The organism is Micropruina sonneratiae (genome assembly GCF_025972045.1).
Taxonomy (GTDB): Bacteria; Actinomycetota; Actinomycetes; order Propionibacteriales; family Propionibacteriaceae; genus Micropruina; species Micropruina sonneratiae.
On the sequence record NZ_JAPDHX010000002.1, the window covers coordinates 561,666 to 574,783 of the forward strand.

Consider the following 13,118-nt stretch of genomic DNA (forward strand, 5'->3'; position numbering starts at 1 on the left):
TCATTTGCATCTAGGCTAGCGCGTCATGAGCAGACACACACACCCCGGCTACCGTCCGGTCGTCTTCCGGGACGCCTCGGCCGGGTTGATTTTCCTCACCCGCTCGACGGTGGCCACCGACCGCACCGTCGAGCACGCAGGCGGCACCTACCCCCTGGTCGACGTGGAGATCTCCAGCGCCAGCCACCCCTTCTGGACCGGGCGCAGCCGGGTCGTCGACACCGAGGGCCGGGTGCAGGCCTTCGAGCGCCGCTACGGCTCAAGCAGAGGTCGCCGATGAAGGTGCGCAACTCGCTGCGGGCGCTCAAGCGCCTGCCCGGCGCCCAGATCGTGCACCGCCGCGGCCGGGTGTTCGTGATCAACAAGCGCAACCCACGGATGAAGGCGAGGCAGGGATGAGCGCGAGCCTGCGGCCGGTGCCGGTCATCCTGGTGAGTGGAGTGGCCGAGCCCCCGATGGCGGCGACCGCGGTGGCGCTGCAGTGGGACCTGCCCACCGCCGTCGCGCTGCGGCACGAGATCGATCCCCACCGCGAGGTGCTGATCCGCACCGTCTCCGACGCCGACGGCCTGCTCGAACGGACCGAGATCGACGTGCAGCACGCCTGCGTCAGCTGCGCCATCCGCGAGGACGTCGTGCCCACCATGGAGCGGTTGGCGGCGTCCGGACGATGGGAGGCGGTGATCGCCCAGCTGCCGGTCACCGCCGACGCCACCCAGGTGTGCCGGGTGCTCGGCTACCAGCCGGCGGCCGGCCCGCATTTGCGGGTGGCGGCGACCGTTGTCGCACTCGAGGGTGCCACGGTGGCGGACGATCTGCTCGGTGACGACCTGCTCACCGAACGCGACCTTCCCGTCCGCGGCGACGACGCCCGCGGTGTCGGCGAGACGACCTCGGCGATGGTCGAGTACGCCGACGCGGTGGTCGCCTACGAGGCGGACGCCGCGGCGTCCGATCTGCTGCGGGCGCTGGCCAGGCCCGACGCGCGCCTGGTCGGCTCCGTGGCCGGTCTGGACGCCCACGAACTCGTCGCCGGCATCCATCGTCACGAGCACAGTGAGGACTGGGTGCAGGTCGTCCGGCGCGAGCCCCTGCCCGCGATGGACGGCAGCCGAGCCTGGGTGCTGGACTTCCGCTCCGACAGGCCCTTCCACCCCGTCCGGCTTCAGGAGCGGATCGAGTTGCTGGGCCGGGGCAGGCGCCGCTCGCGCGGGTGCTTCTGGCTGCCCAGCCGGCCCACTCAGGTGTGCCAGTGGGACGGGGCCGGCGGCATGGTCAGCATCGGCCGGACCGACCAGTGGGAGGCGGGCGAGCCGCTCACCCGGATCGTTGTGGTCGGGGTGGACGACGAGCGCGAGCGGGTCGCCCGGGCCTTCGAGTCGTGCCTGCTCACCGACGCCGAGCTCGCCGAGCGGGGACGGTACTGGGAGGTCGGCTCCGACGGTCTCGAGCCGTGGCTGGGACCCGTCGACGGCGCGCTGGCGGGGTGGTCGTGATGGCCGTCCCCAAGCGCCGGCAGTCGCGCAGCAACACCCGGCACCGGCGCTCGCAGTGGAGGGCCGCGCCGATCGACCTGGTTCCGATCCGTCTCGCGGGCATCGAGTACCGGGTGCCGCGCCGCCTCGTCAGGGCCTACCAGCGCGGGCTCATCGAGCCTGGCTGACGGCCGCCACGATTTCCCTGCCCGATCCCACACCACCCGACCTGCCCGGCTGATCCCGGACGGGTCGCACCGAAGGAGAGAACCTTGAACAACAGAGAACTCGTCGCCGCCGTCGCCACCCGGACGGGGCTCGGCCTCCACGCCGCTCAGGACGCGGTGAGTGCCGTCTTCGACCTCATCGCAGCCGAGGTGGCCGACGGCGAGCAGGTCACCCTGCCCGGTTTCGGCACCTTCACCGCCCGCGAACGGGCCGCCCGCACCGGCCGCAACCCCCGCACCGGCGAGCCGATCGAGATTCCCGCGGGCCGCTCCCCCGGCTTCAAGCCCTCGGCGGTCTTGCGCAAGCGGCTCTCCGACGCCGGCTGAAACCCCGCCCCCGGCGACGCCGGCTCCGGCTCGCACGGGTTGATCCACATCGGGCACCGACTACGGTGCCCGATGTGGATCGACTCCCCGAGGCGCGCTCCGCACTCGTCCGCACATGCGAAAACCCCCTCTGACGAGGGGGTTTTCCGTTTGCAGCCCCGACGGGATTCGAACCCGCGCTACCGCCTTGAGAGGGCAAGTGGGAGCATCCTGAGGGGGCAAAGAGAACGACCGCCGAGCCTTGATTGCCTTCGTTGGCTTGTCACGCTCAGCGGGCGAACTGACCCGCCTGTGTCTCGTCTGTGTCCCTGACGGGGTTGCGTGGGCGACCGGTGTCGTCGAGGAGCGCATCTGCGGTTCCTCGACTTCTAAGGATTTACTCAGGTTAAATTTCGCTCTGGCTGGACGGCCCAAAGGATGGTAAATTGCTCCGATGGCGGACCTGACGAGATATCTGTTGCGAACCCTGTGCGTGCTCGTAGCCACGGCCGGCGTGCTTTCGTTTACGAGCGGCTCCTTCGACGGCCTCGCACACTTATGACGGGATAGTCCCGACTAACACATACAATACGTACCCGACGTTCCACTTCTGCGAGAATGCGAGCGGGCCAACAGATCCGGTGGCAGTGGTGTGTCAGACCGATAGCTCCGGGTGGTACTGGTATGCGGATAGCGGGGACCCTGGCGAGTTGGAGGCGGATGACAAAGCATCGGCTCAAAGCGTCTTGTCGAGCCAATACAATCCTACAGATTTGACTGTCCACTACGATAGCACGCCAGTCTTTTCAGGTTCGGGGGAAACAGACTTGATCCTAGAGGAAGCCGAGTCGGCCAAGCCGCTCCCAAGCAGCGTGCTTGGGATTACGTGGTGTAACGACGCGGTCAACGGTGATCCTCAGTGGGACTGTGACCAGACTTACGTGCGCATAGCCAATCCCTACTACCGATCGTTCTCAGGTTCAGTGGCGTGCCACGAAATGGGCCACGCAGTTGGGTTGGTCCACGGCAATGACGCGTCTCCGGTGCTGGATCCTGGTGATGCGCGCTTAGGCTGCATGGTCAACGAGGACGAGTTTCCCGGCTCGTTGGGCGCGGCGAGCGCTCATTTGATAAATACTGTCTACTAGGAGTAGAAATGATGGAACGAAAGGCAACCGTCATGGCTCTCGTAGTTGTGGCGCTAGGGGTCTCAGGCTGTGGGTACAACGCGGGACCCACCGCTTCGTCCACGGGGGGTCGTCCCACGCAGACCGTTGCTGCGCCGGTGGTGCTTGGAGAAGGACGTGACCGCACAGGGAGTCGATCCGCTAGCGATTGGGCATCGAGTGCAGAGTTCGTCGTTGCTGTGACCGTGGTCAACGAGGTGCGGGGCAAGATTGCGAATGAGGATCTGGAACGCGAAGAGGGCATGATTTCACGAGAAGTCGTGCTTAGGGTTGATCGCTTGATATGGACCGCCGAAAGCGGCAAGGTTGAGGCCCCTCAAGAGATTCGGCAGCAAGCGGCAGGGTGGGTGTTCAACAATAACAATGGCACCGGTGAGCGCCCATTCGCCCTAACCAATGCATCCAGGCTTGAAGTTGGCCACAGCTACGTAACGGCCCTTGACTGGGTGGATGATCCGTGCTCTAAAGATGTGATGAAGGGGTCGTGGGTCGGTTTGGGTGCTTTTGGGACGATCCCATTTGATTCAGGGATTCTGGGACTCGGGGAGGTTGAGGGGCGCATTCAAGACCTTCGCGGGGTTCGAGTAGATATCCCAACCTTGAGGACGGATGTTGCGGGCAAGTCGGTCGAGGAGTTGGCTGCACAGCTCTCGACAGCGGAACGCAAGAAGATCGCACCACATCCGACGGAGTGTGAGCCTGAGGACTAGGTGGTTTGGAACTTTGACCTGGATACGTGCCGGGGGCACCAGCGAGGACCGGCCCGCAGCGAGCGTAGCGAGTGAGGACACGGACCGCAGCGAGCGCGGCGAAGCCGTGCCTTGAATGAGTAGAGCCAGATTCGGCAAAATGGCCATGGTTTGGCTTAGCGCCGGTTGGGGTGAAGGTCCTTGGCGCGGAACTTCAATGGCTTCGCGAGTTGCTGCGCCAGGTCGGCCGCTTCTGCCGCATAACCTACGAGCGGTATAATGAACACGACAGTGACAGTGTGGATTCGCCTCTCATCCGGGTATAGCGTCTGAGATGATTGAGCATAAATGCCTTCACATACCCTGCCCACCGCGAATACGGCATGGTTTAGGCTTGCCGATTCCTTGACGGCCTCAAGTTCGTCAGGCGTGACGCGGTCGTCGAGGCGCTTCTCCAAATCTTTGACATACGGGCTAAATATGAGAATCAGGCCGTATGCGCTTATATACATGCGGAAGTGATCGATATACCAAGTCTCTGCCGAGTGCCGAAAACGCTCGTCAATCCGATACCGACCATCTGTTGGGCGGCTGGGCAGATCGTAGGCAGGCACAAGTCCGTGCTTGGCTTCCCAATGGGCGATGAATGCATTGCGCCGTTCGATGTCAGATTCTGTGAGCTGATAGGACGTTGTTCTGTTCACGACGGCTTCTCCTTGGGGTTGGGCGCTTCGCGTCAGAGTTCGCGTGGCAGGCAGCATAGTCTCTTCGAGATTCACCAAGCTTGGGCGAACCAATCTCGCACTCCATTGATCTGACTGATACCGGCGGTATCACTTCTGCCAGCGTGAATCAGTTGTTCTGCCACCACTGCCGGTGGGAGTGAGGCGTGATCCTCCGAGCTGAGGCCGAGGAACAGGTCTGCCTCGTTGACCAGGAAGAAACCGAACTGGGAGCTTAGCCCGATGATGCGCCTCTCCAGCGTCAGCGTCGGGTGCGCCTCCAGGTCGTCGCACAGTTGCAGGTATGAGTAGTCCTCGACGTCTTGCGTAGTGGCCATGAGGCGGATTCGGCCGGCCGGCGCCTCGTCAATCCCAGCTACCACCCGCGCCAGGGGTGCGCGGAGCGCGGCCGCGAGGAGTCGAGCGTTGGGCGCGAGCGCGTCGATTGTTAGGTGACCCGTCGCGGCGGCCGCCGAGACAGCGGTGAACAGCGAAGTTGCCACCGGCGGCTCAGTGACGTAGACCCCGCTGCCGTGGCGTGCGTAGACCAGGCCTTGTTCGCGAAGCTGGGTGATCGCTTGATACGCCGTCATCTTGGCAACTTGGTAGCTGGCGGCGAGCTCGTTCTGCGACGGCAGCTTGTCGCCGGGCTTGTACTCCCCCGCCGCGATGCGTGCGCGCAAGTCGTCGGCCACCCGATCAGCGAGGCGACCGGTTGATGTGTGATCGCCCTGAGCCATGTCAGAGAGTCTAGAAGTGCAGTTCGTCCTCAGCGACACACATCTAAGCACTCTTGACACTGTTTAGATCAGTGGTGCATAGTGTTTGGAACAGTGATGGTCACTGCTTAGAACACTAGGAGGATGCGATGGGCGTCAGAGGACCGTTCGGTGTGAACTTCGATGAGGCGTTTCCGCACGGCGTGGGAATCGTCGGTGCGGTGAGCGCGCAAAGAGACTTCGACAAGTCCAGCGGGGACAACTCGGTGCAGCAACTCGACGCCGCAACCGGCAAGCGCATCTGGGTCGTCGATGTCATGGACTTCGACCCGGAGGCCCGCGAACGCACGTTCAAGGTCAAGATCATCGCTGACGTACAGCCGGTGCCGCCCGCCGAGGTTGCCGGCTTGCCGGTCCGTCCCGTTCGGCTTGAAGGACTCTCGGTGACCCCTTACCTCAAGGAAGGCATGGGGCGACCCCGGATCGCGTACTCCCTGCGGGCGACCGGCTTGGCCGAGGTTCGCCGTGGCGACAACAAGGCGGCGTGAGGTGAGCATCGTCCGTGCGATTCGTCGCGAGCTGGCGTGGTGGCTGGGCGGTTTCGCTCGGCTGCTGCGCCGGCACCCGGCTGGGTTGCTGGGGTTCGTGGGCGTTGCCCTGCTGTACCGGGCGCTGGGTGTCGACATGGCACCTGTTTGGGGTGCCCTCGCGGTTTTGCTCGGGCTGGCCTTCTGGTGCCGCGTGTCGCCGGCCTCGTTCCGGCGGCTAATCGGTGAGCCGATGCGTCGGCGCCGGGTGGTTCGGCGGGTTCGACAGCAGTGGCCGTCGCTGATGGACTCCTGCGGCCTCGTTGTGACCGACCGCGTGACCGGTTCATCGCGTCGGACGTTTCCCGCCTTGGGCCGGCCCCGTTGGGATCGGCATGGGGACCTGACCGCTTTGGTGGGTTTGGTGAATGGCCAGACTGTCGCAGATTTCGAGGCGGTTGCTGATCGGCTCCGCACGGCAGTCGATGCTCGGGGGTTGCGCGTGGTTCCGAACGAACGCCGGACGGGTTGCCGCCTGGTTTGGTCGTTCACAGACTCGTTGGCCGGCCTGGTCGATTTCGTCGGCCCGAACCCGATCGCGGCTGGATGCTCGATCGATTCGGTTCTGATCGGGCGCGCCGAGTCGGGCGATCCGTTCCTGCTCGATCTGCGGGTGTCGACACTGACCGTCGGCGTGGCCGGTGCGGGCAAGGCGTCAGTGATGTGGAACGTGATCCTTGGTCAGGCACCGAACATTCGCTCGGGTCTGGTCGAGTATCACGGCGCGGACTTGAAGGGGTCAATGGAGCTGACCATGGGGGCAGCGCTGTTCACCCGCTTGGCTCGAACGTCAGCTGAGGCGGCCGTCATGCTCGAAGAGACCGCCGCCGCCTGTGATGCTCGCGCGGCTCGCCTGGCTGGAGTGACCAGACTGCATCAGCCGACGCGGACCGACCCGATGGTGATCGTCTTGATTGACGAGCTTGCCGTTCTGGTCGCCTATGAGACCGACCGAGAGCTGTTGAAGCGGGTCGATGCCGCGCTGCGGCGCATTCTCGCGGTAGGCCGAGCGGTCGGCTACTACGTGTTCGCGTTCGTGCAAGACCCGCGCAAAGAGACCATCGGCATGCGGCACATGTTCCCGCAGAAGGTATCGCTGCGCCTGGACGAGGCTGCCGAGGTTGACATGGTTCTTGGTGAGGGAGCCCGCCGGCGGGGTGCCGAAGCGCATCACATCAGCCGCTCGACACCTGGCGTGGGTTTCGCAGTGAATGAGACCGGAGAAGTCGAGCGGTTCCGAGCCGCATACGTCACCGATGCCCTGATCCGGCTGATCGCCTCCACCCACCCCGCACCACGCCAGGTGCCCATCGTGGTGCCCGAGCCGCCAGAGAAGCCGCAGCGCGCCAGCCGCAGCCGTTCGCGCGGGCAGGAGGACGCAGCATGAGCAACGTCAAAGCTGATCGGCTGCTGCAATTCCTGCGCATGGAGTACCGGGCCATCGTCGTCCAGGAGGTCGACGTGAACTGGCGCTGCCCCTCCTGGACCGCCCAGACAGCGTGCTCCGAAGGAGTCGAACCGACGCCGGCCCTGTGCGCTGCCTGCCCCGTGAAGGCCGAATGCCTCGTCACCGCATTGGTGGTGGACGACCCCGCACCGATCCGCGGAGGCCTGACCCGCGAAGACCGCACCGCCGCATTCCTGGCAATCGAGCAAGACGCCTTCCACCTGGACGACTGGCTGCGGGAGCGTGCCCAAGAACTCCGCATGGTGTCGTGATGCTCGCCACCGTGGGACAGATCACCGCCGGCATGGCCCGCGAATTGGCCGAGGCCGAAGGCGTATGCGCCCGACCGCTGCTGCGCCGCGTGACCGACCGTGAAACCGGCGCGGTGTCGCGGGTGGCGTTGGCGTGCGGGTCGACCCGTGAGGCAGTATGCCCGGCCTGCGCTGGCAAGGCTCGACGGCTCAGGATGCAGCAATGCACCGAGGGCTGGCATCGCACCGACGAACCAGAGGCTGATACCGGCGGTATCACCGACAACGCCGCACCGGGTGATACCGGCAGTATCAGCGACAACACCGACCCTGATACTGGCGGTATCACTCCCGGCAGACGTGTCCGGTCGACCAAGCGCCGCCAAGACGTGCCTGATCTTCCGCACGTGCCAATGAGTGACCGCACGGTCGGGGTGGTGTTCAGCGGCCGGGACGGCAAGGAGCACCGCCCGTCGATGTTCATCACGCTCACGTTGCCGTCGTACGGCGCGATTCACGACGGGGCACCAGTCACGCCGGCCACCTACGACTATCGGCGGACGGCGTTGGACGCGATGCTGTTCCCGCGACTGCTCGATCAGTTCTGGAAGACACTGCGCCGAACGGCGGGTTTCAACCTGCAGTACTTCTCGGCCATCGAACCGCAGCGCCGGCTAGCTCCGCATCTGCATGCCGCGATCCGGGGTGTCATTCCACGCAAGGTGCTGCGCCAGGTAGTCACCGCCACGTATCTGCAAGTCTGGTGGCCCGCGTTCGATCACGCCATCTACGTTGACGAGCTGCCCCGCTGGACAGGCACCGACTACGCCGACCCTCGCACCGGTGAGCTGCTGCCCACCTGGGAGGAATCCCTCGACGCCATCGACATCGATCCCGACGCGGCGCCGGCGCACGTGATGAGATTCGGCAGCCAGCTCGACGCTCAAGGGATCGTGCGCGGCCAGCCCGACGCCGACCGCGCCATTCGCTATTTGACGAAGTACCTCACCAAGGACGTGGTCGGCACCAACGACGACGACCAAGAAGCGCGCCGCCGCGCACACATCGACCGGCTGCATCTCGAGCTCCGCTACCTGCCCTGCTCCGAACGCTGCGCGAACTGGCTGCGCTACGGCATCCAACCCAAGCACGCCGGTCCCCACCTGGCGCCGGGCTTCTGTAACGGCAAAGCGCATCGGCGCGAGCACCTGGGGCTTGGTGGCCGGCGCGTGTTGGTGTCGCGCAAATGGTCGTCCAAGACACTCGCCAGGCACCGGGCAGACCGCGCCGAAGTCGTACGCGAAGCACTGGAATCGGCCGGCTTGGTCGCCCCCGACGTGGAACGGCTCTCGGCCAGCGTTACCACCACCGATGGGCGTGCCCGGTTCGTGTGGGAACAGATCGAAGGCGACCACACCACCTACGCCGAGGTAGTCATGCTGGCGGTCGCAGAACGGCGACGCTGGCGAACCGAATACGAAGCAGCCCGTGAAGTTCAGCAAGGCCGTTCAGCAATGCCGCCGTGACCGCAGACCGCTTCGACCTCCCCGATGACTGCCCACCGTGGGTCAGGGCTGACCGGTCAAGGGAGAGCGAAGCGAATCACGCAGTGACACGAAGTGCCCTTGACGGGGCAGACATGACCCACCAATTCCTTCCCAACGTCGGGGAGGGCGAAGCACCTACGTTCCCAGACCCCAGGGGGTGGATATCCGTGGCTGAGAAGCTGTTGACGATGGCCGATGTGGCTGAGTTGTTGTCGGTGCCGATTGGCACGTTGTATTCGTGGCGGCACCGTAACGAGGGTCCGCGCGCTTACAAGATGGGGCGGCACGTCAGGTATAGCCGGGCTTCGGTTGAGTCGTGGTTGAAGGGGTGCCTCGAGGAGGCAGATCATGGCCTCGATTGAGCGGCGCGAGCTTCAACGAACAGATCGGTCGGGCCGGGTTCGCGCTGTTGTCCGGTACAAGCTTCGTTATCGGGACGCGTCCGCTCGGGAGCACTCCGAGACCTTCGCTCGGCTGAGTGACGCGGAGCGGCGCAAGGCAGAGATTGAGGTCGCCCTCGGCGCCGGCACCTGGCACGACCCTCGCCGCGGAGACGTTCGTTTGAAGGACTGGGCGAAGGAGTGGCTGCCGACTCGTCACGATCTGCGGCCCACCACTCATGCCCGCTTGGTGACGACGATGGAACGCCAGGTGCTCCCTCGCTTTGGCGATGTGCCGCTGATCAAGATCACGAACGGCGCGGTGCGGGCATGGGTGGCTGATCTGTTGGCCGAGGAACTGTCGCCGGCGACTGTGCGTAAGGCTGTGTTCGCCTTGCGGCGGTGCCTGGATGCTGCCGTTGAGGACCGTCGCATATCGGCCAACCCTGCTCAGAAGGTATCGCTTCCGTCTGAGAAGGCGAAGCGGCCTCGATACCTAACCAGGGACGAGGTGGAGCGCCTCGTTGATGAAATCCCTGATCGGTACCGCGCGCTCGTGCTGGTGGGAGCCTTCGCCGGCCTGCGGTGGGGTGAAGCGATTGGGCTGACCCGCGAGAACGTCGACCCGCTGCGATCACGGATCACGGTGATGTCGACGGCCATTGAGGTCGGCGGGAAGGTGCAGCTCGGCCAAGAGCCCAAGACCGCTAGGTCGCGTCGCACGGTGCCGGTTGCGCGCTCGATCATGTGTCGAATCGCGAACCACCTCGATCAGTATGTTGAGCCGTCGCCGGATGCTCTCGTGTTCACGACGACCACGGGCGGGCCTCTGTATAGGGGCACCTTCGGTCGTCAGACTTGGAGGCGAGCGGTCGCCGCGGCGGGTCTGGACGGCTTCACCTTTCACGGCTTGCGGCACAGCTTCGTGTCGATCTTGGTCGCCGCCGGCTGCAACGTGCGCGAGGTCTCGGAGTGGGCGGGCCACAACAGCGTTGCCTTCACACTCACCCGCTACGGCGGTCTGTATCCCGACGGCTCAGACGCCGCCGTCGACCGCCTCGACGCGCTACTCGGCTGAGCGTTCGTGTCCCGTACGTGTCCCGAGGGCTTGAGGTTGGAACATGCGAAGCGGCTCCCGCCGGGTGTTATACCCAGTGGAAGCCGCTTTCGTGCCTTGCAGCCCCGACGGGATTCGAACCCGCGCTACCGCCTTGAGAGGGCGGCGTGCTAGGCCGCTACACAACGGGGCCCTAGCGATCGCCTCGCGGCGACGAACAAGAAGATTACCAAAGCCAGCGCAGCTGCGGCGAATCCTCTGCGCTGGGGTACTAGGACTCGAACCTAGACTGACGGAACCAGAATCCGGCGGGCTGCCAATTACCCCATACCCCATCGCCGGCCCCTGCGGACCAGCCGAGGGACAACGTTACCGAATCGGCCGGGCGCCCTCCAAATCGGCGGACGCTTTCCGGCAGCACCGCGCCGGGGAACGCAGGCCGGCACGCCCAGGGCAGGCCTGCGATGACGCAATCCATCAGCCACCTGCGCGCACGCCGGGATCTCGACTCCGCCGATGTCGAGATCGGTGCCCGCTGGAGGGTTGGGCGTCCGATTTCGGGTTGTAACCCTGCATCGGCGTCGGTTCGTCGCCAGCGGACGCCGATGTCGAGATCGGCCACCCGCCGGGGTCGACACGCGATCCCCCGGGTGGCGTGCGGGACGTGAGGAGTCAGGACCGGACGACCGGGTCCCAGGGGTCGACGCCCTCCGGTTTGCGGGTGCCCGGCGTGGTCGTGGCGAGGCCGAGCCGGCGTCCGAGCAGCACGGCCACCACCGCGAACAGGCCGAACCCGGCCACGTCCCAGGCGAAGTCGCCCCAGCCGATCACCTGCGTCGCCTTGACCTCGGCGATGGTCGATTTCAGGCCGGCGTAGGTGAACGCCAGGACGTTGTTGATCGCGTGCGCGCCGATCGCCGCCTCGAGCCCGCCGGTCTTCACCACCAGCACGCCGACCAGGACGCCGAAGCAGAACCTGTCGAGGAACAGAGGCAGATTCTGGGTTCCGTGGAACAGGGCGAACAGGGCGGCCGAGCACACCACCCCGAACCAGGGGCTGCGCGGCGCCAACGTGTGGAAGGCCTGCAGCAGGTAGCCGCGGAAGAAGAACTCCTCAGCGGCCGCCTGCAACGGCGAGGTCAGCACGATGACCACCAGGAACACCCAGAACCCGGGCTGCGGCTGCAGCGTCCCGAAGGGCTGGCCCAGGTTCTGCACCAGCAACACCACGTTGAACAGCACCAGGGCCAATCCCAGCGACAGCAGCAGGTAGCGCCAGCGGAACCAGGGCCGCACCGACGCCAGCCACTTCGGGTGCCGGCGATGCACGAACAGCACCATCGCCAGCGAGATCGGAATCAGCATCGCCAGCGCGAGGTGACCCGACAGCATGCCCCACGGATGCTCGTAGGCGTTCAGCGCCTTCGACCAGGCGCTGAAGTCGACGCCCGGCCGCAGCAGCACCCAGCCGAGCCAGGACAGCCCGACACCGACCAACGGGGTCAACACGAAGAACAGCAGCAGGCCCGACAGGATGCCGACGGCGGAACGCAGCTTGGGCCGGTCCTCGGCGCCGAGCAGGATCTCGTCATAGCGGACGCCGGTCGGCGTCGGCACCGTGGCGATCGAGTCGACCCACGACGTGCGCCGCGCGGGCGGTGGCGCCACCTCAGTCCTCCGCCACGACCGGGTTGGTCAGCGTGCCGATGCCCTCGATCGTCACCGACACCGAGTCGCCCGGCAGCATCGGACCGACACCTTCCGGCGTCCCGGTCAGGATGACGTCGCCGGGCAGCAGCGTGGTGAAGCTGGTCACGAACTCGATCAGCCGCGGAATGCCGTAGACCATCAGCGAGGTGGTGGACGACTGGCGCGGCTCGCCGTTGAGCGTGGTCGAGATCTCCAGGTCGGCCACCTCGTCCAGGCCCAGGTTGGTGACGATCCACGGGCCGAGCGGACAGAACGAGTCGTAGCCCTTGGCGCGGCTCCACTGCTTGTCCTTCGCCTGCAGGTCGCGGCAGGTGACGTCGTTGGCGATCGTGTAGCCGAAGATCACGTCGGCGGCCCGCTCGGCGGGCACCCGGCGGCAGATCCGGCCGATGACGATGGCCAGTTCGCCCTCGAAGTGCAGGTTCTCGGTCTCGGGTGGGTACAGGATCGGCTCACCCGGCCCGATCACCGAGGTGTTGGGCTTGAGGAAGGTGAGCGGTTCGGTCGGCACCGTGGAGTTGAACTCGGCGGCGTGCGCGGCGTAGTTCTTGCCGATCGCCACCACCTTGCTGCGCGGGATGACCGGGCTGACCAGCCGGACGTCGTCCAGCGCGACGCGTTCGCCGGTGTAGTTCACCGCGCCCGCCAGCGGGTCGCCGGAGATCGCGGCGATCGAATCGGGGTGACCGCCGGCGTCCTGTTCGAGTTCGACGATGCCGTACCGGGGGTCGCCGTCGTCGGCGACGTAACGGGCGATGCGCATGACCGCAGCCTAACCGGCCCCGACGGCTGCGCCGGTCAGGCCCGGATTGCC

16 protein-coding genes and 2 tRNA genes are annotated in these 13,118 nt (G+C 65.7%); 12 read left to right on the forward strand and 6 right to left on the reverse strand.

The annotated features are described in order from the left end of the window. Positions 1-25: 25 nt before the first annotated feature. From OIE40_RS07775 to OIE40_RS07800, 6 genes are all read left to right on the forward strand, one after another. Positions 26-280: a type B 50S ribosomal protein L31 gene (locus OIE40_RS07775; protein ID WP_264701626.1), complete on the forward strand. Its 255-nt coding sequence runs from the start codon at positions 26-28 to the stop codon at positions 278-280. Next, positions 277-399 (forward strand): type B 50S ribosomal protein L36, encoded by a 123-nt coding sequence (ykgO, locus tag OIE40_RS07780; protein ID WP_264701627.1) that lies wholly within the window; start codon positions 277-279, stop codon positions 397-399. Before OIE40_RS07775 ends, ykgO begins: the two co-directional genes overlap by 4 nt. Continuing rightward, complete coding sequence (locus OIE40_RS07785) at positions 396-1,496, forward strand: GTP-binding protein (protein WP_264701628.1); 1,101 nt, start codon at positions 396-398, stop codon at positions 1,494-1,496. The genes ykgO and OIE40_RS07785 overlap by 4 nt, the downstream gene beginning before the upstream one ends. After that, positions 1,496-1,663, forward strand: coding sequence for a 50S ribosomal protein L32 (gene rpmF / locus OIE40_RS07790; protein WP_264701629.1), 168 nt, complete (start codon positions 1,496-1,498; stop codon positions 1,661-1,663). Before OIE40_RS07785 ends, rpmF begins: the two co-directional genes overlap by 1 nt. An 84-nt stretch (positions 1,664-1,747) precedes the next feature. Continuing rightward, positions 1,748-2,029 (forward strand): HU family DNA-binding protein, encoded by a 282-nt coding sequence (locus OIE40_RS07795; RefSeq protein WP_264701630.1) that lies wholly within the window; start codon positions 1,748-1,750, stop codon positions 2,027-2,029. 1,345 nt (positions 2,030-3,374) lie between these two features. Further along, positions 3,375-3,905 (forward strand): hypothetical protein, encoded by a 531-nt coding sequence (locus tag OIE40_RS07800; protein WP_264701631.1) that lies wholly within the window; start codon positions 3,375-3,377, stop codon positions 3,903-3,905. A 155-nt stretch (positions 3,906-4,060) separates the two neighbouring features. On the opposite strand, the gene OIE40_RS07805 is transcribed toward OIE40_RS07800, so the two are convergent. Next, the gene (locus OIE40_RS07805; RefSeq protein ID WP_264701632.1) at positions 4,061-4,588 is read right to left on the reverse strand and encodes a hypothetical protein; all 528 of its coding nucleotides are present in this window, start codon (positions 4,586-4,588) and stop codon (positions 4,061-4,063) included. Between the two features lie 71 nt (positions 4,589-4,659). Then, entirely contained in the window at positions 4,660-5,346 is a 687-nt protein-coding gene (locus OIE40_RS07810) for a GntR family transcriptional regulator (RefSeq protein WP_264701633.1), read from the reverse strand. A 152-nt stretch (positions 5,347-5,498) separates the two neighbouring features. Between OIE40_RS07810 and OIE40_RS07815 the strand changes: the two genes are divergently transcribed. The 6 genes from OIE40_RS07815 to OIE40_RS07840 all read left to right on the forward strand — a co-directional run bounded on the left by OIE40_RS07815 (position 5,499) and on the right by OIE40_RS07840 (position 10,615). Beyond that, positions 5,499-5,873 carry a hypothetical protein gene (locus tag OIE40_RS07815; RefSeq protein WP_264701634.1) on the forward strand — a complete coding sequence of 125 codons (375 nt, stop codon included), beginning with the start codon at positions 5,499-5,501 and terminating at the stop codon, positions 5,871-5,873. A gap of 1 nt (position 5,874) precedes the next feature. Further along, on the forward strand, positions 5,875-7,299 hold the full coding sequence (locus OIE40_RS07820) for a hypothetical protein (RefSeq protein ID WP_264701635.1): 1,425 nt from the start codon (positions 5,875-5,877) through the stop codon (positions 7,297-7,299). Then, positions 7,296-7,631, forward strand: a complete 336-nt coding sequence (locus tag OIE40_RS07825; RefSeq protein WP_264701636.1) for a WhiB family transcriptional regulator — start codon at positions 7,296-7,298, stop codon at positions 7,629-7,631. Before OIE40_RS07820 ends, OIE40_RS07825 begins: the two co-directional genes overlap by 4 nt. Further along, positions 7,631-9,136 carry a replication initiator gene (locus tag OIE40_RS07830; RefSeq protein ID WP_264701637.1) on the forward strand — a complete coding sequence of 502 codons (1,506 nt, stop codon included), beginning with the start codon at positions 7,631-7,633 and terminating at the stop codon, positions 9,134-9,136. The genes OIE40_RS07825 and OIE40_RS07830 overlap by 1 nt, the downstream gene beginning before the upstream one ends. A gap of 209 nt (positions 9,137-9,345) precedes the next feature. Then, positions 9,346-9,519, forward strand: coding sequence for a helix-turn-helix transcriptional regulator (locus OIE40_RS07835; protein ID WP_264701719.1), 174 nt, complete (start codon positions 9,346-9,348; stop codon positions 9,517-9,519). Then, entirely contained in the window at positions 9,506-10,615 is a 1,110-nt protein-coding gene (locus tag OIE40_RS07840) for a tyrosine-type recombinase/integrase (RefSeq protein WP_264701638.1), read from the forward strand. Before OIE40_RS07835 ends, OIE40_RS07840 begins: the two co-directional genes overlap by 14 nt. A 99-nt stretch (positions 10,616-10,714) precedes the next feature. On the opposite strand, the gene OIE40_RS07845 is transcribed toward OIE40_RS07840, so the two are convergent. From OIE40_RS07845 to OIE40_RS07860, 4 genes are all read right to left on the reverse strand, one after another. Continuing rightward, positions 10,715-10,787 (reverse strand) — tRNA-Glu (locus OIE40_RS07845). Positions 10,788-10,857: 70 nt separating this feature from the next. After that, positions 10,858-10,929 (reverse strand) — tRNA-Gln (locus OIE40_RS07850). Positions 10,930-11,266: 337 nt separating this feature from the next. After that, positions 11,267-12,262, reverse strand: a complete 996-nt coding sequence (locus tag OIE40_RS07855) for a CPBP family intramembrane glutamic endopeptidase (RefSeq protein ID WP_264701639.1) — start codon at positions 12,260-12,262, stop codon at positions 11,267-11,269. Between the two features lies 1 nt (position 12,263). Further along, on the reverse strand, positions 12,264-13,067 hold the full coding sequence (locus tag OIE40_RS07860) for a fumarylacetoacetate hydrolase family protein (RefSeq protein WP_264701640.1): 804 nt from the start codon (positions 13,065-13,067) through the stop codon (positions 12,264-12,266). Positions 13,068-13,118 lie beyond the last annotated feature (51 nt).